The organism is Vibrio sp. K4 (assembly GCF_051122595.1).
In the GTDB taxonomy this organism is placed as follows: Bacteria; Pseudomonadota; Gammaproteobacteria; order Enterobacterales; family Vibrionaceae; genus Vibrio; species Vibrio owensii.
This window is the reverse complement of sequence record NZ_CP178577.1, coordinates 524,135-547,444: the sequence shown is the minus strand read 5'-3', so window position 1 is coordinate 547,444 and position 23,310 is coordinate 524,135. Positions and strand designations below refer to the sequence as shown.

Below are 23,310 nucleotides of genomic sequence, written 5' to 3'. Positions count from 1 at the left end.
ATAACACTAAAAAAGTAAGGACACTTCTTTGAGTAATAAAATACTGGTCGTCGAAGACAGTCGCGCCTTTAGAAACTATCTCGTACAGATCTTAACTCAGGCTGGTTATGAGGTACTTGCTGCAGAGAGCTATGCGGACGCTCAATCCATTTTAGCGACTAAACCAGAGCTGTTGTGTGCGGTATTAGATTACTGCTTACCTGACGCCCAAGAAGGCGAAATCATCGATCTCTCTTTAGCTCATCAACAAAAAGTCATCGTACTTACGGCAATGTTTCAAGATGATGTTCGTGAAAAAATGCTGGCGAAGGGCGTGTTGGACTACATTCTAAAAGACAGTATGGCTTCCGTCTCGTACCTCCTTCCACTGATCAAACGATTGACCAATAATCAGCGACACAAGTGCTTAGTCGTTGACGATTCGATGACGGTTCGTCGCCACGTTGTGCAATTGTTAGAACACCAGTACATCCAAACGTTGCAAGCTGAAAATGGTCAACAAGCCATCGAGTTGATCGAGCAAAACCCAGATATCACCCTAGTGCTGACTGACCACGATATGCCAGTAAAAGATGGTATTACCATGATTCGCGAGTTGCGCCAGAAATTGGATAAGAACCAACTTGCTATATTAGGCATCTCAGGAAGCGACGATCACACCATGACCGCACGTTTTCTTAAGGCGGGTGCGAATGACTTTCTATATAAGCCTTTCAATCAAGAAGAATTCTTTTGCCGCGTTCATCAAATCTTAGACATGAAAGAAGCAACCACTGAGCTATTTAGAATGGCAAACCAAGATGCTCTAACTGGTTTATGGAACCGCCGCTTTTTGTTTGGACAAGCTTGTGGTGGCTGCGAGAAGCGTAATATCGCTATGCTGGACATCGACTTTTTCAAGAAGGTCAACGATAACTACGGGCATGATGGCGGTGATGCTGCACTGGTGATGGTAGCGAATATCCTTAAGATTTACTTCCCTGAAGACGTCATCGCTCGCTTTGGTGGGGAAGAATTCTGCATTCAAGCTTGTGGAAGCTATGATGATTTCGTCACTCGTTTAGAGCAAATGCGCCAAAGAGTAGAGAAAACCCCTATTCCGTATCAGGAAGAAGACATTCAAGTGACCATCAGTCTTGGCGTGTCAAATATACAGGGTAATCTAGACCAACAGATAAAAGTGGCCGATGACCGTTTATATCAAGCGAAAGAAAGTGGTCGCAACCAGACTGTCTACCAATAGCGCCCTGTTTCTCGATTACAAAAAAACAAAACCCAGCGACAAGGCTGGGTTTTCTATTTTGGTTATCGCCGATTAAGCAATGCGATCTTTTTCCCATGCTGCGAGCTTCTCAGCACGCGCAGCTTCACGGGCTTCACGCTTTTTACGTGCATCACATGGTTCTGGGCAGTTACATACTTTCTCGATGCCTACTGCACCAAGGCCACCACAGCTACCTTTTACAACCTTCTTTTGGAAGATGTAACCTACTGCCATCGCTGCAATCACCGCAACAAAGACAGCAAAAGTAATTAGAAATGTACTCATAAGGACATGCTCACTTCTGTTGTTATTTCTTCATGAACGGCTTGTATGCTTCCGAAGCCAGCTCTTTAAAACCATCATCCGTTTTCACAACCATGAAAACAGGAATGTTATTCTCGTTCGCGATTTCCATGCCTTTGTCTTCACCTAGCACCATTAGGCCAGTTGCAAGACCATCAGCCGTCATCGACGATTTATCCAGTACCGTTACAGACACCACTTTATGATGGATTGGTTTGCCTGTTTGCGGGTTAATGATGTGAGAGTATCGCACACCATTGCTCTCAAAGTAATTACGATAGTCACCGCTTGTTGCAATTGCCATATCACCCGGCTCAATAATTTCTTGAATTGAGCGCTCATCAACGGTTGGCTTTTCAATTGCAATACGCCACGGCACACCTTCACGGTTAATGCCTTTCAAACGCATTTCACCACCAACTTCTACCATGTAGTTGTGAATACCTTCAGATTGTAGGTAATCCGCAACTACATCAACACCCCAACCTTTTGCGATAGTTGATAGATCAACGTAAAGGTTCGGAATGTCTTTAGACATTTTATTGCCTTCAATAGAAAGATGATGGATACCTGTATTCGCTTTGCGAGCCGCTAGCTCTTCGTCTGTCGGTACCACATCTGGACGCGCTTCAGGTCCAAAGCCCCAAAGGTTAACCAAAGGACCAACAGTGACGTCTAGTGCACCTAAAGTAAGACCGTTTAGACGAATCGCTTCTTTCACTACTGTTGCAGTTTGTGGGGATACCTCGAATGGCTCACTCGTTGTGTGTTGATTAAAACGGCTAAGCTCTGAATCTTCACGGTACGTCGACATTTGATCGTTCACTTCTTCAAGTAGACGATCGATTTCTGTCTGAAGCGCTTCAGGCGATGGTAGGCCATCTTGCTGAATGTATTTGATGTTGTAAGTTGTGCCCATAGTTGGGCCACTTAGATGAATTTGATCCGCAGACTTTTCACAGCCAGCCAAAACCAATAGAGAAGCGAATGCAACAAGCCACTTTTTCACTTGTTTACTCCTATTGTCGTTAAATTGATATGGAAAATGGGTTCTCTTGAGACAAACCGATTTCCTATATCAACTGTTGAATATCGTCGTGTTTTCTACAAAAAATAATGGCTAGCTCTTAGAGAGCTAGCCATAGATTCAATCACTTGGAGGAACTAACCACCGAAGTCATCTAGTAGGATGTTTTCATCCTCTACACCTAGATCTTTTAGCATGCCGATTACAGCAGCGTTCATCATAGGTGGACCACACATGTAGTATTCACAGTCTTCTGGCGCTTCGTGATCACGTAGGTAGTTCTCGTAAAGAACGTTGTGAATGAAGCCAGTGTAACCATCCCAGTTATCTTCTGGCATAGGGTCAGACAGTGCACAGTGCCATACGAAGTTATCGTTGTCAGCCGCTAGGCCGTCGAAGTCTTCTACGTAGAACATTTCACGCTTAGAACGTGCACCGTACCAGAATGACATCTTACGCTTAGAGTGCAGACGTTTTAGCTGGTCGAAGATATGAGAACGCATTGGAGCCATACCTGCACCACCACCAACGAATACCATTTCAGCGTCAGTGTCTTTCGCGAAGAACTCACCAAATGGACCAGAAATCGTACACTTGTCGCCTTCTTTCAGAGACCAGATGAACGATGACATGATGCCAGGTGGTACGTCTGGGTTGTTAGGCGGCGGCGTAGCGATACGCACGTTAAGCATGATGATACCGTGCTCTTCTGGGTAGTTAGCCATAGAGTATGCGCGGATCGTGTCTTCGTTTACCTTAGACTCGTAGCGGAACAGGTTAAACTTGTCCCAATCTTCACGGTATTCTTCAGGTACATCGAAATCAGCGTATTTAACGTGGTGAGCTGGCGCTTCAATCTGGATGTAACCACCAGCACGGAAAGGTACTGATTCGCCATCTGGGATTTGTAGCTTAAGCTCTTTGATGAATGTTGCTTTGTTATCGTTAGAGATAACAGTACATTCCCACTTCTTAACGCCGAAGATTTCTTCAGGAAGTTCGATGTCCATGTCAGTTTTCATTGCAACCTGACACGCTAGACGCTCACCTTCACGTGCTTCACCTTTAGTAATGTGGTCAAGCTCGGTAGGTAGGATGTCACCACCACCTGATTTAACTTTTACGCGACACTGACCACAAGAGCCACCGCCACCACAAGCAGAAGATACGAATACGCCAGCACCAGCTAACGCAGATAGTAGCTTACCACCTGGTTGTGTAACGATCGCCAGTGAAGGGTCATCGTTCACAGAAATTGTAATGTCACCTGTTGGTACAAGCTTAGACTTAGCGAAAAGAATCACTAGTACTAGCGCAAGTACGATCAGAGTAAACATCACTACACCAAGAATAATGTCCATTGACTATTCCTTAATTGTTGCGGTTTACCCGACTTACAGTTGAACACCAGAGAAAGACATGAAGCCTAACGCCATTAGACCTACAGTGATGAACGTGATGCCTAGACCACGTAGACCAGGAGGTACGTCTGAATACTTCATCTTCTCACGGATACCTGCAAGAGCAACGATTGCTAGCATCCAGCCCACACCAGAACCGAAGCCGTAAACAACAGATTCAGCAAAGTTGTAGTCACGTTGTACCATGAAAGATACACCACCGAAGATCGCACAGTTTACTGTGATCAGCGGTAGGAAGATGCCTAGCGCGTTGTACAAAGGTGGGAAGAAACGGTCAAGAACCATCTCTAGAATCTGTACAAGTGCCGCAATTACACCGATAAAGGTGATGAAGTTTAGGAAGCTAAGGTCTACGCCCTCAACTAACGCGTTCTCTTTCAAAACTAGGTTGTAAACTAGGTTGTTCACAGGAACCGCGATAGTTAGTACTACCACAACTGCAACACCTAGACCGAAAGAGGTCTTAACTTTCTTAGATACGGCAAGGAAAGTACACATACCTAGGAAGAAAGACAGTGCCATGTTTTCGATGAAAATCGATTTAACTAGCAGACTGATGTAATGTTCCATGACGTCCTTACTCCTTCGCTTCGATTTGTTCAGGTCTGATAATGCGGATAGCCCAGATCATGAAACCGATTAAGAAGAATGCTGATGGTGCAAGTAGCATCAGGCCGTTTGGCTGGTACCAACCACCGTTGCTCACTAGAGGTAGTACTTCTAGGCCAAATAGTTTGCCTGAGCCAAATAGCTCGCGGAAGAAACCAACAGTGATAAGAACGAAACCGTAACCAAGACCGTTACCGATACCATCGATTAGAGATGGGATTGGCGCAGATTTCATCGCGAACGCTTCAGCACGACCCATTACGATACAGTTCGTAATGATCAGACCTACGAATACCGATAGCTGTTTAGAGATATCGTATAGGTATGCTTTAAGCACTTGGTCTACCACGATTACTAGAGATGCGATGATCGCCATTTGAACGATGATACGCACACTGTTAGGAATGTGGTTACGGATTAGAGAAACAGAGAAGTTCGACAGTGCAGTTACGAATGTTACCGCTAGTGTCATTACAAATGCTGTTTCTAGTTTAGTTGTTACTGCAAGAGCAGAACATACACCAAGAACCTGTAGCGCGATTGGGTTGTTATCCAACACCGGCGCCATAATGCTCTTTTTAATGTTTTGTGCGCTAGACATTAGTTCAGACCTCCGTCACGAACTTTTGCTAGGAAAGGACCAAAGCCCATGTCACCTAACCAGAAGTCGAATGTACCTTGAACACCGTTACCAGTTAGTGTCGCACCAGATAGGCCGTCAACGCCGTGTTCAGAACCTTCTGGAGCACCACCTTTAACAATCTTGATTGCTGGTTTGTGGTTCTCGTCGAATAGTTTCTTGCCAACGAATTGAGCACGCCATGCTGGGTTCTCTACTTCACCACCAAGTCCAGGAGTTTCACCTTGCTCGTAGTAAGTGATACCAGACACAGTGTCACCGTCAGTTTCAACCGCAACGAATGCGTACATCATTGACCAAAGACCAGTACCGTGAACAGGGATGATAACTTTAGATACTTCATCACCGCTTTTCACTAGGTAAACGATACCTGTGTTAGCACGACGTAGGATCTTAGCTTTGTCTTCTTCAGCCGTTAGCTTGATAGACTCAGATGGATCTTTCGCTGCTTTACGTTGGTCGTAGTTAGCTGCTGTAGAGCCGTCACCCGCAGTCTCAACAAAATCACCTGTTTTGAAGTCAACTAGACGAGGTTCAATGTACTCAGCAAATAGCTCAGGTACTTTTTTACCGTCAGCTTCAATGCCAGCAACTTCTACAATCTTTGATTGCTTATCTAGGACAGCGTTAGCTTTTTGCTTATCACGCAGGCCTACTGCCGCTGTTGATACGATGATTGAACAAACAAGGCTCAACCCGATAACAACACCCAGCGTCTTTTTAATGCTGTCGTTATTACTTGCCATAGCGTGCTAGTCTCCGCTTGATGTTCTTCTCGATAACTACATGGTCGAACAGAGGTGCGAATAGGTTCGCGAATAGAATCGCCAGCATCATACCTTCTGGGTAAGCTGGGTTAACTACACGGATCATCACACACATTGCACCGATTAGGATGCCGTACCACCACTTACCACCGTTGGTAAATGAAGCTGATACTGGGTCGGTTGCCATGAAGAACATACCGAATGCAAAACCACCTAGAACTAGGTGCCAGTGCCAAGGCATGTTGAACATTGGGTTAGTGTCAGAGCCAATCACGTTGAACAACGTAGACACTGCAATCATACCGATCATTACACCCGCAATGATGCGCCATGAAGCGATTCGCATGTATACGATCATCGCTGCACCGATCATTAGAGCTAGAGTCGATACTTCACCAATTGAACCTGGGATGTTACCGATGAAAGCATCCATCCAAGTGATAGGAGCGCCAGTGATGTTGTTGATCAACGCGCCGCTACCGCCGTGAGCCCATTGGCTAAGAGCAGTTGCACCAGAGAAGCCGTCAGCTGCTGTCCATACTACGTCACCCGAGATTTGAGCTGGGTAAGCGAAGAATAGGAAAGCACGACCTGCAAGTGCAGGGTTAAGGAAGTTACGACCTGTACCACCGAAGATCTCTTTAGCAACAACAACACCAAATGTGATACCTAGTGCCGCTTGCCATAGAGGTAGCGTTGGTGGAACGATAAGTGCGAATAGAATAGAAGTTACAAAGAAACCTTCGTTCACTTCGTGCTTACGCACCATACAGAAAAGCACTTCCCAGAAACCACCAACAATAAAGACTGTTGCGTAGATTGGTAGGAAGTAAGTCGCACCTAGTAGCATTTTACTGCCAACGCCTGCTTCCGCACCAATGGTGCCGCCAAGCATTTCTGTTAGCCAGTAGTGCCAGTTACCAGAGATAACTGTCGCTAGTTGATCACCAGCGTACATGTGGTTAAGTGCTGCGATAGCTTGGCCACCCGCGTTGTACATACCCCAGAACATTGCTGGGAATACCGCGAACCAAACCATGATCATGATGCGTTTTAAGTCAACGCTATCACGGACGTGCGAGCTACGTTTTGTTACTAGACCTGGCGTGTAGAAAAGCGTTGCCGCTGCTTCGTACAGTGCAAACCATTTTTCGTGTTTACCGCCTGGTTCAAAATGATGCTCGATATCCTCTATGAATTTCTTAAGCATGGATTACCCTTCCTTCACAATGGTATCAAGGCATTCACGAAGTAGCAGACCGTACTCGTATTTACCAGGACATACAAAGGTGCACAATGCTAGATCTTCTTCATCCAGTTCAAGCGCACCCAGTGCTTGAGCACTGTCTGTATCGCCTGCACATAGATCACGAAGTAGCAAAGTAGGTTCCATATCAAGAGGCATTACACGCTCGTAGTTGCCAATTGGAACCATTGCACGATCACTACCGTTAGTTGTCGTTGTCATGTTGAACAACTGACCTTTAAAGATGTGACTCAGGAAAGATTTAGTGATTGAGAATTTGTTTTTGCCAGGAACAGCCCAGCCAAACAGTTCTTTCTCACGACCTTCACGCAGGACAGAAACCTGCTGATGGTAACGACCAAGGTAAGCATGTGGACCAGACGCTTGAGTACCAGAAAGTACAGAGCCTGAAATCACACGAACTTCACCTGGCATCAATTCGCTGTCAGTTAGGTCTTCAAGAGAAGCACCTACAACAGTACGAAGAAGACGTGGGTTATTCACTACAGGACCAGCAAGAGATACAACACGATCTGTGTATAGCTCACCAGTAAGGAATAACTTACCGAACGCGATAACGTCTTGGTAGTTGATGCTCCAAGCCACGTTTTGTGCATTTACTGGGTATAGGAAATGCATGTGGGTGCCAGCAAGACCTGCTGGGTGAGGGCCATCGAAGACGTGTTCTTCTACGTTAGACTGAGAAGAGCGTGGCAAGCTAGTGCCAGATTTACATACGTAAACCTTGCCTTCTGTCAGGGCTGAAAGAATGTCTAGACCGGCAACGAATGCTTCTTGTTGTTCATTAATGATCAACTCAGGCTGAGCTGCTAGTGGATTAGTATCCATCGCAGTTACAAAGATAGCCTTAGAATTTGATTCGATTGCTGGAACCTTGCTGAACGGACGAGTACGTAAAGCGGTCCAAAGGCCAGATTCAACCAATTGAGTCTTGATCACTTCGCGATCTAGACCTGCTAGTTGAGCTGCTTCGAACTTATCAAATGTCACCTGCTCTTCGCCTGCCACTTCAATCACTACAGATTGAAGAACACGCTTAGCGCCACGGTTAACTTCGATCACTTTACCGGCTGCTGGAGCTGTGAACTTAACGCCAGGGTTCTTTTTGTCTTCAAAAAGAACTTGCGCTTTTTTCACTTCATCACCAACGCGGACATGCATGGTAGGACGCATGCCAACGTACTCTTCGCCAAGCAAGGCGACTTTTTTGATGGTCTTACCATCATTAATCACCTGGGATGGAGTTCCTGCGATAGGAAGATCCAAGCCCTTCTTTATTGTAATCATACGCACTTGCACTACTTTTATCGGGAAAAAGATTCTTTTGATTGCGTAACTTTTAGACACGACATCAGTGTCCGGTTTCGATGCTGTTTAAAACATCAAAATCGCAACATCCTATTAATTATCTCGTCACAAATATTAGGCGAGATTTATCAGGTGCGGTAGTCTAGCATTTTTTGGGAACTTGATGCCATGACCAATCTTAGGAAAGGTGGGTTTATTTCGGTAGAATCGAGTGTAAAAGGTTAAAGAATAGTCATAACTTTGACCCATCGCACAAATGCCAAATCCCTTGCATCTGTCATGGAAATAAAACATTCACGCTTTGAAACATGCATTAATTTTCATTCATTTGTTGAAACACTGTTAACACATTTTTTAACCTTCATTTGTGCCACATTTTAATCCCGAAAAGATGTAAAACAAAAAAAGATGGCCGAAACCATCTTTTTCAAATCAGCGAGTTAAAGCCGGTTTAACGACCGCCACCCATACACATAGGACTATCTGGCGCGCCATCTTGCTCTAATTTCCACTCTTCATTGGTGTAAGTATGAATCGCCAACGCATGGATGTGATTATCGAGTTCATCAGCAAGCACGGTGTGCACCTGACGATGTCGACCAATAAGGCGCTGACCCGCGAACGCATCACTGACAACAATCACTTTGAAGTGACTCTCAGAACCCGGCGGAACATTGTGCATGTAGCTCTCATTGATCACTTTCAAATAATTAGGTTGCAGCTCACTATGCAGTTTCTTTTCTATGATTTCTTGGATCATATTCAGTCCTCATCGATACTAGTCCGGTAAGTATATACTCTAGTTTGACAAATGAAATCAACGAAACCTCCTTGCTCTACCTTCTCATAATCCACACAGTTCGCTAAAAGCCTGTGAAAATCAGTAAATTTGACAGCTTTTTGTATCTTGAGTCTTCATCATTTGCGACAATAATCACTAATTTCCAAATCCACTTACGTTTAGTTATGAAAACCGAATTAGACCTTCACGATCGTAGCCTCACGCTGCATCGTTTCCCAAAGCGCTCCAATGAGACTCTTCAAGCATGGGATGCGGGTGATGAGTACCTTATCAATCACGTAGAAGAATTAGCGCTGCCAGAGAATCAAAACATCGTGGTTATCAATGATAATTTCGGCGCGTTGGCATGCTGGTTTTCAGAGAAGCATAATGTCACATTGATGAGTGACTCTTTTATTTCTCATAAAGGTGCCAAACAAAACCTAAGAGATAACCAATGTAAGCAAGTGGCCTTTCTCAATACGATGGATGAGATCCCTGAGAATACAGACTTGGTTTTGATGCAATTGCCGAAAAGCAACCGCCATTTGGTTTGGTTGTTAAGTCAATTACGTAAATCGCTTCCGGCCTCTTGCCCTATTATTGCGGTGAACAAAGCCAAAGAAATCCACACTTCTACTCTGAAGCTCTTCGAAAAATACTTGGGTGAAACCACCACGTCCCTTGCATGGAAAAAGCATCGTTTGGTGTTTTCTCACGCAACTGCGCAGCCAATCCATGCCGTAGATCCGATGACAGTTTGGGGGGTAGACGGAGAGAACATTCAACTGAAAAACCTGCCAAATGTTTACTCAGGTGAAAGCTTGGATTTAGGTGCACGCTTTATTTTGCAACACCTACCTCAAGATCCTGAGTTGAAGAACATTATCGACTTAGGCTGTGGCAATGGCGTGTTGTCCATCAAAATGGGACAGTTAAACCCAAAAGCTCACCTAACTTGTGTTGACGAGAGCTTTATGGCGGTGGAATCTGCAAAGCAAAATCTTATCGCTAACTTAGGTGAAGGCCGAGATATTGAATGTATCGCGAACAACTGTTTAGACGACTTCAGACCTGAAAGCACATGTATGGTGATGTGTAACCCTCCTTTCCATCAGCAACAGGCCATTACAGACCATATCGCTTGGCAAATGTTCTGTGACTCAAAACAAATTCTGAACCAAGGTGGGAAGTTATTGGTCATAGGTAACCGTCACCTTGGTTACGATGCAAAGCTGAAACGTCTATTCGGCGACAAAAATGTGAAATTAGTCGCTTCTAACAATAAGTTCGTGATTTTACAGGCAACGAAAAATCCTGCTAAATTAGGCGCTAAGCAATAAAGTCCTGACTTTAGCAAAATGTTTAAAAGGAATAATAAGATGAAAAAACTGGTACTAGCGGCTTCGGTTGCCTTGCTTGCTGCATGTTCAGCGCCACAACAGCAACCTCAACTGAACCTGATGCCTGAAACAACGCTAAGCACTAACCCTATCGTGCAAGGTAAAAGTTATAGCCTAACCAGTAAAGATGTGCGTGCCGCACAATACGTTGCACTAGTCGACAACGGTCGCTCAAACATTTTGCCGCTTCACGCGAAGCAGAACCTACGCATTTCTCTTGAAGAAGCATTGGAGAAGCAATTCTCTTCTCAAGGTTTCCACTCTGACCTGAACAGCGACAACTCGATTGAACTTGAAGTGCAAGAAGCGTTAGTAAACGTGAAGCACTCTGTAATGGAAAACGAGATGGATGCAAAAGTGGTTTTAGAAATCACAGCAGAAACTCCGCAAGGTAAGCTAGTTAAGACCTATACTGGTACTGCTAAACGTTCAGGCACATTAAGCGCTTCGGACTCAGATATTGAGCAAACATTAAATGATGTTGTTGCTCTTACTTTGAAAGAAATCGCGAATGATCCTGAGCTTCGTCAATACATGCAGGAGCGATTCTAATGCTACGCAAAGCCATTCTTTCTCTCGCGCTATTAAGCTGCAGCGTTTTTGCTGGTCCTAAAGTGGCGTTTGAAACCACGCTCGGTAACTTCACTGTTGAACTCAATGAAGAAAAAGCACCGATTACTGTCGCTAACTTTCTTAAATATGTGGAAGACGGCAGCTACGAAGGTACGATTTTCCATCGTGTGATTCCTGGTTTTATGGCGCAAGGTGGCGGCTTTAACCAAGATATGCAGATGCAAAAGACTTATGCGCCAATCAAAAACGAAGGTAACAACGGTTTGAACAATGACCGAGCAACCATCGCGATGGCACGTACAAACGCTCCTGATTCTGCAACGCGCCAGTTCTTTATTAACCTCGTGGACAATGACTTCTTAAACTACGGTGCTCGTCCACCTGGTTATGCAGTATTTGGCGAAGTCACTGAAGGCTTCGATGTCATTCAAAAAATGGCCGCTCAGCCAACCAAATCTATCGGTCGCATGCGCGATGTCCCAGAGACGCAAATCGTCATCACCAAAGCAACACTACTCAAATAGCCAAAACCATAAGCCCTTTGAATATTCGAAGGGCTTTCTCTTTTAGTGGCTCTATTTTAACGGATTGATTTATGTCTTCATTACCTTCCATCACTTGGTTGGAAACGGTAAAAAGTTACCTCGATAAACGCCTACTTTGGGTTTTCATGCTCGGTTGCTCCAGCGGCTTTCCATGGGTGCTTATCGGTTCAAATATGTCTGGCTGGCTGAAAGATGCTGGTTTAACACTTTCTGCAATCGGCTACTTTGGTAGTGTGTTCGCGGTCTACGCGATCAACTTTCTATGGGCGCCATTGGTCGATCGCGTCAAATTGCCTGTTTTGCATCGTTTGTTGGGACAGCGACGTAGTTGGATTTTCTTATGCCAAAGTATCGTCTTAGTTGCCACGCTGTTTATTGCTGGCGTAAACCCAGCAGAAAACCTGATGTTAACGTCACTTCTTGCTCTGTGTATCGCTACAGCTTCCGCAACACAAGATATTGCCATTGATGCATTTCGTATCGATACTTTCCCGAAAACGGAGCAATCGAAGCTTCCGCAAGCTTCAGCTATGGCGGTGATTGGCTGGTGGACAGGTTATTCCTTACCGGGCTATTTAGCTTTCATCAACGCTGACAGTATCGGTTGGAACGGTGTCTACTACGGAATGGCGTTTATTGTCGTTTTACTGATGATTTTTACTCTATTGGTCGGTGAGCCGAAAACTCAACGAGAGCAACTTCAATCTGAAGCGGAAGAACGCCATAAAGAGGTAGTTGGTTCTAAAGTAGTGGCTTGGTTTACTGTAACGGTTGTAGAACCCTTCTTAGACTTCTTTAACCGAAATGGCGTTCGTGTTGCCATCACCCTTCTTTTGTTTGTTTTCCTATTCAAGATTGGTGAAGCCTTCTTAGGACGTATGTCGATCGCCTTCTACAAAGAGATCGGTTTTAGCAACGAACAGATTGGTTACTACTCGAAACTGATTGGCTGGGGTGCGACCATGCTGTTCACCTTCGTTGGCAGCATGTTCAACGTTAAGTTTGGTATTGTACGTGGCCTGATGATTGGCGGTATCGCCATGGCAGCAAGTAACTTGATGTTTGCTTGGATCGCGAAAGTGGGCCCGAACGAGCACTTGTTCCTAGCAACAATCATTGTTGATAACTTTACGACCGCTTTCTCGACCGTCGCTTTTGTTTCCTTCTTAACGATTTTGACTGGGCAAGCCTTCTCAGCTACTCAATACGCGCTGCTAGCTTCACTGGGTAACTTTGGACGAACGACGCTGGCATCATTCAGCGGCGAATTAGTTGATTATCTGAATGACTGGACAACATTCTTTGCGATTACCGCAGTCATGGTCGTTCCAAGTTTGATCATGCTCTATTCTTTACGCCATTACTTTACCGAACTACTCGAAAAAGCAAGGCAAAGGGACTAAAGAAAAACAGTTGAAAAAAAACCACCGACTTCGGTGGTTTTTTTGACCGTTAACTATTTACGGGTACATGCCTTTGCCAAACATATTAAATATTCTGGCGACGCCTTGGGTGAAGATCATTGGCTCTGTCAACACAGTTAGGCATAAGCAATCTTCGCCAGGCTTAGTAAATGGGCTATGTTTGACAGATGCATCTCGTACGAGTACATCCCCAACCTCATAATGTCCGTCCTCATCACTGAAGCCACCGTGCAAAACTAGCGTTGATTCTTGACCTTTATGCGTGTGCTGCGGAATTCTTACGTCTTCGCTGATGTACATCAGGTTGACGCGCGCTTCTTCCCCTAAATCAACTTGCGCACTGTAGACTTTACCCCCGTAGCTCTTCCATTCGCCCACCAAGTCTGAAAAACGGCTCAGTGTTTTCGGTAGTTTGAAATCTTTGCCTGCGACCATGACTTTGGCGACATCTCTAATAATGATGCTGTCAGACGTTGGTTCTGCAGTGATGATGTCGTTAAACATACTGTCGAACTCAGAGTTGTAAACAGATGGTATATCGTTCACCGCACTAGCCTGAGCCGCTTCTAGTTGATTGACATAAGCTCGGCATTTAGGGCAAGTTTCTAGGTGAGTGGCAACCACCAGACCAGAAACCGCATCAATACTTCCCGAAGCATATGCCTCTAACAATATTTTGTCTGGATGTTTGTTCATAATTGCTCCGTATGCATCGAATGCCTCAGCTTTTCTACCGCTAGCCTCAAGCGAGACTTCACAGTGCCCAAAGGTATGTCGAACAACTCTGCGACCTGTTGGTGTGGAAGTTCTTGAAGGTACACCGCTTGGAGTACTTCTCTTTGGTTTTTCGGCAGTATGTCTAAAAATTTGACTACCTGTTCTTTGAGCATGTCCTGCTCAGGTGAATAATGGTCGACCAAATCAGGTGGGTAGTAATCTGACGGCCAAATGTCATCAGAATGAATGTGTAAATCCTTACCTTTCTGTTTCCTTAAAAGGTCGAAGCAAAGGTTACGGATGATGGTATAGATCCATGTCGACAAAGCACTTTTTGTGCCGTCATATAAATGAGCTTTTTGCCAAACAGTCGCCATGGTTTCTTGCACCATTTCCATTGCAACTTGCTCATTACCAACATGTTTGTAGGCGAACTGCTTAAGCTTTGGTGCATAAAAACGAAATACGAAGGCAAAAGCGTCTTTGTCTCGCGCTTTCACTTTGTCCATATAATCGTTCCATTCGCTTCGCCCGAGCTTTTGTGGGCTTTCACTCATCATAATCAGCCTTAATCATTGGGAGGAGTTTCCCCCTCCCCCTTTCGTCCTAGTCGGTGATGTCATCAACAATAAGATTGAAGCCACCGTTATTGCCATCATCAATGGCGACTACTTGATATACGACGCCGTTCATTACCGTTACAGGTGCAGAATCAATCGCTACTGTATTTGGGTCTCCCGCCACTGTCACAGTGACAAAATAAGAACCTTCGGCAACGTATACGCCTTGCACACTATCTTTATACGCGAAGTTTGCTATTGCTGGATCACTTCCATCGATTCCTGCGCTGGTTGTGAGATAGATGTCTACCATTTCAGCCACTGGATTCGCTGCTGCGTGCGTAACATTTAACGTTGCGCTGGTTGCGACTGCACGGCGCATATCTTCGACTACAAGCGGTTCGATTGCGATTGCAGGGGCTACAACGCCAACTGCATAGATGCTGTAATCCATACCGCCTTTCACTTCTAATCCGTCAACGTCGATAATTGGATCCGTCGTTGTACCATCAACAAACACATCAATATCGTATGCTTTTGGCACAAGGTCTAAGTACCCACGAATTTGTTTGAACTCCAAATCCGCAAGCGGAGCAAACGCAGCACCGTCAACATGAACATCAACAACAGGTGCATCGTCGACTAAATGACCAACGCGCACCTCTGCTTGGCTTCCCGTATCTTCAAGTATAGAAGAGCCAGAACCATCCAATACCATTAACTTCACCGGAGAAGTACTGTTGGAATCCCCCGTCTTAATAGCAGCGATCGTCAAGTTAGCATTGGCTGGTAAAGGAATGGTTCCCGAGTCAAACTCTACTTTGTCACCCACAGCTAGTCTCACTTGATACTCGCCTGCAGGAATGTTCAGCACGTCCGTCGACGCTTTATAAACTAGATTAGTAATCGGTGACGAGTCTGCTAACGCTGCACCGGGTTCAGTGACGTAAAGATCAACAGCTGGCACGCCAGACGCAGCATGTACCACCTGAACGTCTAAACTGTTTGCATCAGCCATGGAAGTCGCGCTTCGCGTCACGATAAGAGGTTCAACAGGGTTTGGTGTTCCAGAAGCGTCACCCACAACAAATGCGGTGTAATTAAGATCCGAGTCCAGATCGAGCGTTGTTTTGTCTACGACTGTCGCGACATCTCCACCTGGCAGCTGCACATCAACCTGTACTGAGTTTGCCCCTTCAGGTAGCCTCACGTAACCAGAGCCAACGCCATAATCGACGCCTGTCAAAGCGGCTTGGTCGTTAATCCATACATTTGCAAGAGGCGCATCAGAAGAAGCATGTATCGCTTGCAAATTCGAATACTCAATCGAGTCACTGTCTGACCCGCACGCAGCAATCCCTAGCACAGCAACCAAAGTTACTGCGGTTTTTGTAAGTCCTTTCATATCCTAGTCTCTCTTTGAAGTGGGGCTTCTATAGCATCATTAAGAAAGTGCAATGCAGGAAGGCAATCCTCTGCTCCAACCAACTGCTCAAACAACTCACAATCTAGTGGAAGAAGTTCAAGCCATCTTTGGGCGACCCATGATGGATCGTCGTAAAAGCGGTGTTGATAAAGCGTCCCTAATTGAGGAAATTGTTCGTACACATGAGCGAGTTGATGACTTAAATAGAGGAAGTCGGGATGAGACCTTGGCTCTTGCCAATTATCTAACCACTCAACTTCAGCGTGGCGAAGGCCATCAGAATCAGCCCTCACCCTTTTGACAATAAAACGTCTCTCTCCCGCCACGGTAATACCAAGAAGCCCATCACTGAGTGTTTCAAAATCAACGATGGTGACCAAGGTTCCGATGGATGACACGTTTCCCACAGCTTTCGGATCGCCGTCATTACCAACGAGACAAACGCCAAAACCTGAATCTTGGAGGCTGCATTCTTTCACCATGCGTTTGTATCTAGGTTCAAAAATACGCAGATTCATTTTGCCTTCTGGTAAAACGACTGAGGTTAATGGGAATAACATGACTTCTTTCATTCAAACGTCCTCTTTGGTTCCTCAACTGATACGAATGGCCTATTAGTCAGATCACTAACGATTTGTGTTGGTTAATCGACTGGCTTAAAAAGTCATAAAAACGATTACGCAAACGACATGCGTCACATATTTATTGCAAATCAATGCAACAAACAAAAAGTTCCGTGAAATAAACTTGTTTCGTGACAAAGCTCACGAAAAACCTTCATTTTTGCATCCTTTATCACTTTCATTTGGGATTTTTATCGCTATTATTCCCGCCAATTGGAAAGCGCAGCACAGATTGCGTGTTCTGAATCATTACAAACATAGAGAGTCCCCTTATGCGTAAATCACTTTTAGCTCTTAGCCTTCTAGCGGCTACTTCAGCTCCAGTTATGGCTGCTGACTACTCAGACGGCGATATCCACAAGAACGATTACAAGTGGATGCAATTCAACCTAATGGCAGCTGTTGACGAACTACCTGGTGAGTCAACGCACGACTACCTAGAAATGGAATTTGGCGGCCGCTCTGGTATCTTCGACCTATACGGTTACGTTGACGTATTCAACCTAACTTCTGATCCAGGTAGCGACAAAGCTGATGCAGATTCAAAAATCTTCATGAAGTTCGCTCCACGTATGTCTCTAGACGCACTAACTGGTAAAGACCTATCTTTCGGTCCAGTTCAAGAGCTATACGTAGCTACTCTAATGGAGTGGGATGGTTCAAACGGTGGCGTGAACACTCAAAAAGTGGGTCTTGGCTCTGACGTAATGGTTCCTTGGTTCGGTAAAATCGGTCTTAACCTTTACGGTACTTACGATTCAAACAAAAAAGACTGGAACGGCTTCCAAATCTCGACTAACTGGTTCAAACCATTCTACTTCTTCGAGAACGGTTCATTCATTTCTTACCAAGGTTACATCGATTACCAATTTGGTATGGATGACGATTTCGGTGCACTTAACACTACTAACGGTGGTGCTATGTTCAACGGTATCTACTGGCACTCAGATCGCTTCGCTGTTGGTTACGGTCTAAAAGGCTACAAAGACGTGTACGGTCTTAAAGATGACGGTCTAGCTGGTAAAACAACTGGCTTCGGTCACTACTTCGCTGTAACTTACAAGTTCTAATAGAACCGATAAGTTCCCCAAAAATGGCGCCTCTTGGCGCCATTTTTATTTGCTTTCCTTTTTTCCCTCATTATCCTTGCAGCAAACCTTTTTAATGAGAGCGTTTGGTGAATATTCTCATCTTAGGTCCAGGAGCCGTTGGCTCACTTTGGGCGACTAAATTCAAACTTGCTGGACACAATGTTTCCTTGTGGGGAAGAAGCTCAAACAGCGAGCAGCTGCTCCAACTTGATGACAATCCAACAATCAGTTTTTCTAATCAGCACATCCCTTCTGTTCAAAATGCAGATCTGATTGTTGTAACAGTAAAAGCATGGCAAGTGGAAAGCGCGATTGAGCCTCTTCTTCCTTATATCAGCACCGACACCATCATAATGTTGATGCACAACGGAATGGGAACCGCACAACTCATCGAAGCCAAACTTGCTGATAGCCCATTAATAGTTGCCACAACAACACACGGTGCTTACAAACCAAGTAAAGATCAGGTTCTGCATACTGGTCAGGGAAATACTCAACTCGGTGGCTTTAATGCTAAAGGTACTCAATGTGACTTCTTAGCGGAGGTGATGAATCACGCTTTACCAGAGGTGAATTGGAACCCAAATATCAACGCTGCATTGTGGACCAAGCTTGCGATCAATTGCGCTATCAACCCTCTGACCGCCATTCATCAATGTAAGAATGGTGAACTTGCCGCTCCGGAATTTGCCTCCGAGTTGGCGAACATCACCCGCGAGTTGGTGGAGGTGATGAATAAAGAAGAGATAAAGGTCGATTTTGATTCTCTTCACACCACCATTATGCAAGTGGTGAACGCAACGGCAGCCAACTACTCTTCAATGAGACAAGATGTTTACCACCAACGTCGCACCGAAATTGATTTTATTACCGGCTATTTGCTGAAAGCCGCTGAAAAGCATCACATTAGTACGCCAGAGAACGCCAAACTCTATCAACGCATCAAACAGATTGAACAAAGCTGGACAGAACAATGAATAAAAAGATCTTAGTACCTATCGCGCCGGGCACAGAAGAAATGGAAGCGGTAACCGTTATCGACTTGATGGTTCGAGCAGGCTATGACGTAACGGTCGCAAGCGCAGATTTCGATGGTTCACTGACTATGAAAGCGTCTCGAGGCGTGACACTTACCGCGGATTGCAAGCTGGTCGATATTGCCGATGACGAGTTTGATGCGATTGTTCTGTCTGGTGGTGTTGGAGGCGCAGAAACCTTCCGTGATAGCACCATCATGATTGAGATCCTGAAACAGCACATGTACGAAGGTAAGCTGGTTGCGGCAATTTGTGCTGCACCTGCTTTGGTTTTGCAACATCACAACCTTTACCCAGAAGCCTTGATGACATGCCATCCAAGCTTCCAATCTCATATTCCTGAAGACAAATGGCGAGCTAAACGCGTCACCATGGATGTGAATCACAACCTACTGACAAGTCAGGGACCAGGAACCGCACTTGAGTTCGCGATGGAAATCATTATCAAACTTTCTGGTAAAGAGCATGGATGGATGGTCGCAGAGCCGTTAGTTACTATCCCGACACTGCATTATCACGAATTCGGTGACGAATAATGTTTGACGTAAACGCTGTACGCGAACAGTTCCCAGCCCTAAATCAAGACGTAAACCAATCGCCTTTGGTTTACCTTGATAGCGCAGCAACAACGCAAAAACCGCAGTGCGTGATTGATGTGATTAGCCGTTACTACAGTACACAAAATGCTAACGTGCACCGTGGCAGTCACAGCTTAACAGCCAACGCGACCAGCCAATTTGAAGCGGCTCGTGAAACTGTTGCGAATTTTATTGGGGCGAGCAGTTCAAAAGAAATCATTTGGACTCGAGGCGCAACCGAAGCACTAAATCTCATCGCGCAAACTTATGCTCGAAGCACACTCCAAGCGGGTGATGAAATCTTAATCAGTGAAATGGAACATCACGCGAACATCGTGCCTTGGCAAATTGTCGCGGAGCAAACGGGCGCGAAAATCGTTAAAGTTCCGATGACCTCTGACTGCCAATTCGACATCAATGCGTTTGAAGCAGTGTTGTCGGAGCGCTGTAAAATCGTAGCGTGCGCACAAATCACCAATGTGACGGGCTCTCGTCAACCTATCGAGAAAATCATCACCATGGCACATGCGGTTGGCGCAGTTGTCGTTGTTGATGGTGCACAAGGCATTGTTCATGAACAGTTGAACTTGGCAGAGCTCGATGTCGACTTTTATGTCTTCTCTGGCCACAAGTTGTATGCACCCGCAGGGATTGGCGTTCTGTATGGCAAGCTTGAACTTTTAGAAGCGATGCCACCATGGCACGGCGGCGGCAAAATGGTTGAAAGAGTCTCGTTCGAGAAGACCACCTTCTCTGCCTTGCCGGGTAAGTTTGAAGCGGGTACACCGAACGTCGCCGGCGCAATTGCTCTAGCGAAAGCCATCGATTGGTACCAAGGCTTTAACCAAACCGAAGTAGAGGCACATCTGCATTCTCTGCAGAACAAAGCTTACCAAGCACTAAGCCAATTGGATGACATTCAAATCCTCGGTTATCAGCCGAATGCTTCAGTGCTTACTTTCGTTATGAACGGCGTTCACCACCAAGACATTGCAACGCTGCTTGATCAACAAGGTATCGCTGTTCGTGCTGGACATCACTGTGCTCATCCTCTGATGGATGCGCTTAACGTCAAAGGCACGGTGCGTGTTTCTTTTGGTATCTACAATACGTTAGAAGATGTTGAGAAGCTGATTGCAGCGGTCGAGAAAGCGGTCGATATGCTTTAACAATAAAAATACCACTGTAGATTTATAGAAAAAGGGTTGAAACCGTTTGGCTTCAACCCTTTTCTTTATTCTGTTCTTAGTGCGGTTTTAACTAATGCCAACTACTGAGCTTGTGCTTTGATCTGCTCAATAATCGCTTTCAAACCATTGCCACGCGATGGGCTTAGGTGAGCAATTAAACCAAGTTTTTCAAAGTAAGCATCAATATCAAACGCTTGGATTTGCTCTGCCGTTTTGCCATCGTAAGCCGCCATCACCAAGGCAATCAAACCACGCACGATACGCGCGTCAGAATCAGCGCAGAAGTGCCATACACCTTCTTGCTCTTTGCTCACCAACCACACTAAGCTTTCACAGCCAGATACCTTAACTTGCTCTGATTTAAGCTCTTCAGGCATTTGAGGCAGCTTTTTACCCCATTGAATCACCTGACGGTAGCGGTCTTCCCAACCTTTAAATTGCTGCATGGTTGCGGCGATGTCTTCACTGGTGATGTCAGTGCCAAACGGCGAGACAGGGAAATCAGTCATGATGCGCTCTCTTCTCTGAATTACTTCTTATGTTTTTGGATCAGCTTTTCAACGATGCGCGATACTGCAACAAAACCGAACGTTGCGGTTACAACCGTCGCTGCGCCAAAGCCACTCGCACAGTCCATACGTTTTGGACCTTCTGCTGTCGATTTCACGCCACATACTGAACCATCGGCTTGTGGGTACTTCAATTGCTCAGTAGAGAACACACAATCGATACCAAACTTACGCGCTGGATTTTTTGGGAAGTTGTGATGACGACGCAATGTATCTTTGATCTTCTTCGCCAGTGGATCTTGGATAGTCTTGGTTAGATCCGCCACCATGATTTGGGTTGGATCGATTTGACCACCAGCACCGCCAGTTGTGATCACTTTAATCTTGTTGCTACGACAGTAAGCCAATAGAGAGGCTTTTGCTTTTACGCTATCGATCGCATCCAACACGTAATCGAACTCTTTGCTCAAGTACTCGTGCTGGTTATCTGGCGTGATGAAATCGTCAATCAAATTGACCTTACACTCTGGGTTAATCAGCTTAACGCGCTCTGCCATCACTTCAATTTTGCTTTGACCAACCGTGCCAGTCATCGCATGAATTTGACGGTTAATGTTGGTCACACACACGTCATCCATATCGATAAGCGTCAACTCACCAATACCAGTACGTGCGAGCGCTTCTACCGCCCATGAACCTACACCACCAATACCAATCACACACACGTGTGCAGCACGAAGGATTTCTACTTCGCTGTTGCCGTAGAGACGACGAGTGCCACCAAAACGTTGGTTATAGCTGTCAGATGCCGGAGTATCGAGTTCACGCATATTGAAGTTCCAGATGATCGATAGAAAAACAAAGAGTGCGATTTATACGCACTCTTTGAGGAAATGTCTAGATGATGAGAGGTGATTCCTCTCGCTAGGCGGCTATTGTAACTTCTCTGGCGGCAAAGCCCAAGGTGCTTGCGTTGGCGTGTTTTCCAAGCCCAACTTCCACACTCGACCAAAGTGCTTGTAGTGACCCGCTTCTGTACCGGCACGTGGTCCCATACCGTGGTATAGGTCAAGATGGTTCTGCTTCACCGCGCCGCCAGTGTCTAACACAATAAGAAGACGAAGCTGGTGCGCCCCACTCCATGTACCGTCTTTATTAAGCAATGGCACTTCCGCCAAAATTGGCGTACCCATAGGTAGAATCGAACGATCGCCAGCTACCGATGCCATTGGTAATAGTGGAATACCTGCAGAGCCCGTTACTGGCGCATCCGCTTGTGGAGCAAAGAACACATAAGAAGGGTTTTGCTCTAGCAACTCACGAACCGTTGCTTCATCATTCTTCATCACCCAGTCTTTGATGGCTTTGAGTGACATCTCTTCACGTGGCACTTCACCACGCTCAATTAGAATTCGGCCAATACTCACGTACGCTTTGTTGTTCTTACCTGCATAAGCAAAATATTCCAGCGTATCGTCATCTTCGAAATGAACAAAGCCACTGCCTTGCACTTCCATCATGAATGGATCAATACGGTTTGGTGCGTAACCCAATACCAGACCTTGTCCCTCAAGCGCACCGTTATAAATTTCAGCACGAGTTGGGCAATCAGAGCTACATTTTGGTTTGCCGTAAACCGGGTACTTATATGTTTCATTCGGTTGATGGCGGAGTTCCATCACAGGAGAGAAATAGCCTGTGAACAACACGTTGCCCTTCTTATCACCACCACCAAGCTGCGCGGCTTGAATGCCGTAAGCACTGAGCGCAGTCGTGTCACCACTCTGCAATGCCCATTCACTCAACTTCTCGTAAAGTGGCTGATACATTTTTGCCATTGAAGGCGACTTAGTCACAACCTGTTCTGCTTGTTTGTTGAACTCAGTGAAATCTTGTGGCTTGTTGGATTCAACGACATCAGCTTTGTTCAAGATATGCGAAAACTCGCCATCGTAATCTTGCTTAGCAAGTAGGTTTTGTTCTGGCTCAGCCGCACAACCAAATAGCAGACTTAAAGAGACAATAGGAAGGAGTTTTTTAAACACGTGTTTTTTCCATAAAAGAAGATAGCAAAAGGATGGCAAACAAATGCAAACGACGCAATTGAAAAGCTGCGACAAAGTGTATCAGCGATAAGGCAAAGGCTTTAGTTGCTGCCAATTCATCCATAAAAATAGGAAGCTGGATAATAACAGCAATGTAATCAAACGATTGTCCGGACAATGTCTGATGGAAGTGGCAGGAATT

The 23,310-nt window shown here is 45.4% G+C and carries 25 protein-coding genes; 9 read left to right on the top strand and 16 right to left on the bottom strand.

Features of this window, described 5'->3' with window-relative positions; genetic code table 11:
* Nucleotides 1-28 precede the first annotated feature (28 nt).
* Entirely contained in the window at nt 29-1,243 is a 1,215-nt protein-coding gene (locus ACLIIY_RS02530; RefSeq protein ID WP_434528080.1) for a diguanylate cyclase, read from the top strand.
* Nucleotides 1,244-1,315: 72 nt separating this feature from the next.
* Here the strand turns inward: ACLIIY_RS02530 and nqrM are convergent, their stop codons facing one another.
* The 9 genes from nqrM to bolA all read right to left on the bottom strand — a co-directional run bounded on the left by nqrM (nt 1,316) and on the right by bolA (nt 9,366).
* On the bottom strand, nt 1,316-1,549 hold the full coding sequence (gene nqrM / locus ACLIIY_RS02525) for a (Na+)-NQR maturation NqrM (protein ID WP_005436655.1): 234 nt from the start codon (nt 1,547-1,549) through the stop codon (nt 1,316-1,318).
* Nucleotides 1,550-1,571: 22 nt separating this feature from the next.
* Nucleotides 1,572-2,576 (bottom strand): FAD:protein FMN transferase, encoded by a 1,005-nt coding sequence (locus ACLIIY_RS02520; protein ID WP_005436654.1) that lies wholly within the window; start codon nt 2,574-2,576, stop codon nt 1,572-1,574.
* A gap of 155 nt (nt 2,577-2,731) precedes the next feature.
* Nucleotides 2,732-3,955, bottom strand: coding sequence for an NADH:ubiquinone reductase (Na(+)-transporting) subunit F (gene nqrF / locus ACLIIY_RS02515; RefSeq protein ID WP_009707442.1), 1,224 nt, complete (start codon nt 3,953-3,955; stop codon nt 2,732-2,734).
* 33 nt (nt 3,956-3,988) lie between these two features.
* On the bottom strand, nt 3,989-4,585 hold the full coding sequence (gene nqrE, locus ACLIIY_RS02510) for an NADH:ubiquinone reductase (Na(+)-transporting) subunit E (protein ID WP_005436652.1): 597 nt from the start codon (nt 4,583-4,585) through the stop codon (nt 3,989-3,991).
* Nucleotides 4,586-4,592: 7 nt separating this feature from the next.
* Nucleotides 4,593-5,225 (bottom strand): NADH:ubiquinone reductase (Na(+)-transporting) subunit D, encoded by a 633-nt coding sequence (locus ACLIIY_RS02505; protein WP_005436651.1) that lies wholly within the window; start codon nt 5,223-5,225, stop codon nt 4,593-4,595.
* Nucleotides 5,225-6,010 carry a Na(+)-translocating NADH-quinone reductase subunit C gene (locus ACLIIY_RS02500; protein WP_009707443.1) on the bottom strand — a complete coding sequence of 262 codons (786 nt, stop codon included), beginning with the start codon at nt 6,008-6,010 and terminating at the stop codon, nt 5,225-5,227. Before ACLIIY_RS02500 ends, ACLIIY_RS02505 begins: the two co-directional genes overlap by 1 nt.
* A complete protein-coding gene (locus ACLIIY_RS02495) occupies nt 6,000-7,241 on the bottom strand; it encodes an NADH:ubiquinone reductase (Na(+)-transporting) subunit B (RefSeq protein ID WP_005436648.1) in 1,242 nt (413 codons plus the stop codon). Before ACLIIY_RS02495 ends, ACLIIY_RS02500 begins: the two co-directional genes overlap by 11 nt.
* Before the next feature lie 3 nt (nt 7,242-7,244).
* Nucleotides 7,245-8,585, bottom strand: a complete 1,341-nt coding sequence (locus ACLIIY_RS02490) for a Na(+)-translocating NADH-quinone reductase subunit A (RefSeq protein ID WP_032803016.1) — start codon at nt 8,583-8,585, stop codon at nt 7,245-7,247.
* 472 nt (nt 8,586-9,057) lie between these two features.
* Nucleotides 9,058-9,366: a transcriptional regulator BolA gene (gene bolA / locus ACLIIY_RS02485; protein WP_005436644.1), complete on the bottom strand. Its 309-nt coding sequence runs from the start codon at nt 9,364-9,366 to the stop codon at nt 9,058-9,060.
* Between the two features lie 206 nt (nt 9,367-9,572).
* On the opposite strand from bolA, the gene ACLIIY_RS02480 reads away from it, so the two are divergent.
* The 4 genes from ACLIIY_RS02480 (at nt 9,573) to ACLIIY_RS02465 (ending at nt 13,311) form a co-directional block, all read left to right on the top strand.
* Nucleotides 9,573-10,730, top strand: coding sequence for a methyltransferase (locus ACLIIY_RS02480; RefSeq protein WP_434528079.1), 1,158 nt, complete (start codon nt 9,573-9,575; stop codon nt 10,728-10,730).
* A 39-nt stretch (nt 10,731-10,769) separates the two neighbouring features.
* On the top strand, nt 10,770-11,342 hold the full coding sequence (locus tag ACLIIY_RS02475) for a YajG family lipoprotein (RefSeq protein ID WP_005436640.1): 573 nt from the start codon (nt 10,770-10,772) through the stop codon (nt 11,340-11,342).
* Nucleotides 11,342-11,887, top strand: a complete 546-nt coding sequence (locus ACLIIY_RS02470) for a peptidylprolyl isomerase (protein ID WP_009707446.1) — start codon at nt 11,342-11,344, stop codon at nt 11,885-11,887. Before ACLIIY_RS02475 ends, ACLIIY_RS02470 begins: the two co-directional genes overlap by 1 nt.
* 71 nt (nt 11,888-11,958) lie before the next feature.
* On the top strand, nt 11,959-13,311 hold the full coding sequence (locus ACLIIY_RS02465; RefSeq protein WP_334422534.1) for an AmpG family muropeptide MFS transporter: 1,353 nt from the start codon (nt 11,959-11,961) through the stop codon (nt 13,309-13,311).
* 57 nt (nt 13,312-13,368) lie between these two features.
* Here the strand turns inward: ACLIIY_RS02465 and ACLIIY_RS02460 are convergent, their stop codons facing one another.
* From ACLIIY_RS02460 to ACLIIY_RS02445, 4 genes are read right to left on the bottom strand one after another with little or no spacing between them, the layout of a single operon-like run.
* On the bottom strand, nt 13,369-14,028 hold the full coding sequence (locus ACLIIY_RS02460; protein WP_394610203.1) for a ChrR family anti-sigma-E factor: 660 nt from the start codon (nt 14,026-14,028) through the stop codon (nt 13,369-13,371).
* Entirely contained in the window at nt 14,025-14,609 is a 585-nt protein-coding gene (locus ACLIIY_RS02455; RefSeq protein ID WP_005529413.1) for an RNA polymerase sigma factor, read from the bottom strand. The genes ACLIIY_RS02460 and ACLIIY_RS02455 overlap by 4 nt, the downstream gene beginning before the upstream one ends.
* Nucleotides 14,610-14,655: 46 nt before the next feature.
* On the bottom strand, nt 14,656-16,014 hold the full coding sequence (locus tag ACLIIY_RS02450) for a DUF4397 domain-containing protein (RefSeq protein WP_434528078.1): 1,359 nt from the start codon (nt 16,012-16,014) through the stop codon (nt 14,656-14,658).
* Nucleotides 16,011-16,607, bottom strand: a complete 597-nt coding sequence (locus ACLIIY_RS02445) for an LON peptidase substrate-binding domain-containing protein (protein ID WP_020195471.1) — start codon at nt 16,605-16,607, stop codon at nt 16,011-16,013. The genes ACLIIY_RS02450 and ACLIIY_RS02445 overlap by 4 nt, the downstream gene beginning before the upstream one ends.
* A gap of 323 nt (nt 16,608-16,930) precedes the next feature.
* Here ACLIIY_RS02445 and ACLIIY_RS02440 point away from each other — a divergent pair, with 323 nt between their 5' ends.
* The 4 genes from ACLIIY_RS02440 to csdA all read left to right on the top strand — a co-directional run bounded on the left by ACLIIY_RS02440 (nt 16,931) and on the right by csdA (nt 20,533).
* Complete coding sequence (locus ACLIIY_RS02440) at nt 16,931-17,728, top strand: outer membrane protein OmpK (protein WP_038895664.1); 798 nt, start codon at nt 16,931-16,933, stop codon at nt 17,726-17,728.
* Nucleotides 17,729-17,835: 107 nt separating this feature from the next.
* The gene (panE, locus tag ACLIIY_RS02435; RefSeq protein ID WP_434528077.1) at nt 17,836-18,726 is read left to right on the top strand and encodes a 2-dehydropantoate 2-reductase; all 891 of its coding nucleotides are present in this window, start codon (nt 17,836-17,838) and stop codon (nt 18,724-18,726) included.
* Nucleotides 18,723-19,322 (top strand): DJ-1 family glyoxalase III, encoded by a 600-nt coding sequence (locus ACLIIY_RS02430; RefSeq protein ID WP_039986235.1) that lies wholly within the window; start codon nt 18,723-18,725, stop codon nt 19,320-19,322. The genes panE and ACLIIY_RS02430 overlap by 4 nt, the downstream gene beginning before the upstream one ends.
* On the top strand, nt 19,322-20,533 hold the full coding sequence (gene csdA, locus ACLIIY_RS02425; RefSeq protein ID WP_434528076.1) for a cysteine desulfurase CsdA: 1,212 nt from the start codon (nt 19,322-19,324) through the stop codon (nt 20,531-20,533). The genes ACLIIY_RS02430 and csdA overlap by 1 nt, the downstream gene beginning before the upstream one ends.
* Nucleotides 20,534-20,634: 101 nt before the next feature.
* On the opposite strand, the gene csdE is transcribed toward csdA, so the two are convergent.
* From csdE to mltA, 3 genes are all read right to left on the bottom strand, one after another.
* Nucleotides 20,635-21,063: a cysteine desulfurase sulfur acceptor subunit CsdE gene (gene csdE, locus ACLIIY_RS02420; RefSeq protein ID WP_434528075.1), complete on the bottom strand. Its 429-nt coding sequence runs from the start codon at nt 21,061-21,063 to the stop codon at nt 20,635-20,637.
* A gap of 20 nt (nt 21,064-21,083) precedes the next feature.
* Nucleotides 21,084-21,893: a tRNA cyclic N6-threonylcarbamoyladenosine(37) synthase TcdA gene (gene tcdA / locus ACLIIY_RS02415; RefSeq protein ID WP_005427322.1), complete on the bottom strand. Its 810-nt coding sequence runs from the start codon at nt 21,891-21,893 to the stop codon at nt 21,084-21,086.
* Nucleotides 21,894-21,995: 102 nt separating this feature from the next.
* On the bottom strand, nt 21,996-23,108 hold the full coding sequence (mltA, locus tag ACLIIY_RS02410) for a murein transglycosylase A (protein ID WP_020195467.1): 1,113 nt from the start codon (nt 23,106-23,108) through the stop codon (nt 21,996-21,998).
* Nucleotides 23,109-23,310: the final 202 nt, after the last annotated feature.

Coding starts and splice junctions, on each gene's coding strand:
- tcdA (WP_005427322.1), bottom strand. CDS start 21,893: ATGCGTGAACTCGATACTCCGGCATCTGACAGCTATAACCAACGTTTT.
- ACLIIY_RS02455 (WP_005529413.1), bottom strand. CDS start 14,609: ATGATGAGTGAAAGCCCACAAAAGCTCGGGCGAAGCGAATGGAACGAT.
- ACLIIY_RS02460 (WP_394610203.1), bottom strand. CDS start 14,028: ATGAACAAACATCCAGACAAAATATTGTTAGAGGCATATGCTTCGGGA.
- ACLIIY_RS02480 (WP_434528079.1), top strand. CDS start 9,573: ATGAAAACCGAATTAGACCTTCACGATCGTAGCCTCACGCTGCATCGT.
- ACLIIY_RS02430 (WP_039986235.1), top strand. CDS start 18,723: ATGAATAAAAAGATCTTAGTACCTATCGCGCCGGGCACAGAAGAAATG.
- ACLIIY_RS02495 (WP_005436648.1), bottom strand. CDS start 7,241: ATGCTTAAGAAATTCATAGAGGATATCGAGCATCATTTTGAACCAGGC.
- ACLIIY_RS02500 (WP_009707443.1), bottom strand. CDS start 6,010: ATGGCAAGTAATAACGACAGCATTAAAAAGACGCTGGGTGTTGTTATC.
- csdA (WP_434528076.1), top strand. CDS start 19,322: ATGTTTGACGTAAACGCTGTACGCGAACAGTTCCCAGCCCTAAATCAA.
- ACLIIY_RS02505 (WP_005436651.1), bottom strand. CDS start 5,225: ATGTCTAGCGCACAAAACATTAAAAAGAGCATTATGGCGCCGGTGTTG.
- ACLIIY_RS02440 (WP_038895664.1), top strand. CDS start 16,931: ATGCGTAAATCACTTTTAGCTCTTAGCCTTCTAGCGGCTACTTCAGCT.
- nqrM (WP_005436655.1), bottom strand. CDS start 1,549: ATGAGTACATTTCTAATTACTTTTGCTGTCTTTGTTGCGGTGATTGCA.
- ACLIIY_RS02465 (WP_334422534.1), top strand. CDS start 11,959: ATGTCTTCATTACCTTCCATCACTTGGTTGGAAACGGTAAAAAGTTAC.
- nqrE (WP_005436652.1), bottom strand. CDS start 4,585: ATGGAACATTACATCAGTCTGCTAGTTAAATCGATTTTCATCGAAAAC.
- ACLIIY_RS02475 (WP_005436640.1), top strand. CDS start 10,770: ATGAAAAAACTGGTACTAGCGGCTTCGGTTGCCTTGCTTGCTGCATGT.
- ACLIIY_RS02445 (WP_020195471.1), bottom strand. CDS start 16,607: ATGAAAGAAGTCATGTTATTCCCATTAACCTCAGTCGTTTTACCAGAA.
- ACLIIY_RS02450 (WP_434528078.1), bottom strand. CDS start 16,014: ATGAAAGGACTTACAAAAACCGCAGTAACTTTGGTTGCTGTGCTAGGG.
- nqrF (WP_009707442.1), bottom strand. CDS start 3,955: ATGGACATTATTCTTGGTGTAGTGATGTTTACTCTGATCGTACTTGCG.
- csdE (WP_434528075.1), bottom strand. CDS start 21,063: ATGACTGATTTCCCTGTCTCGCCGTTTGGCACTGACATCACCAGTGAA.
- bolA (WP_005436644.1), bottom strand. CDS start 9,366: ATGATCCAAGAAATCATAGAAAAGAAACTGCATAGTGAGCTGCAACCT.
- ACLIIY_RS02490 (WP_032803016.1), bottom strand. CDS start 8,585: ATGATTACAATAAAGAAGGGCTTGGATCTTCCTATCGCAGGAACTCCA.
- ACLIIY_RS02470 (WP_009707446.1), top strand. CDS start 11,342: ATGCTACGCAAAGCCATTCTTTCTCTCGCGCTATTAAGCTGCAGCGTT.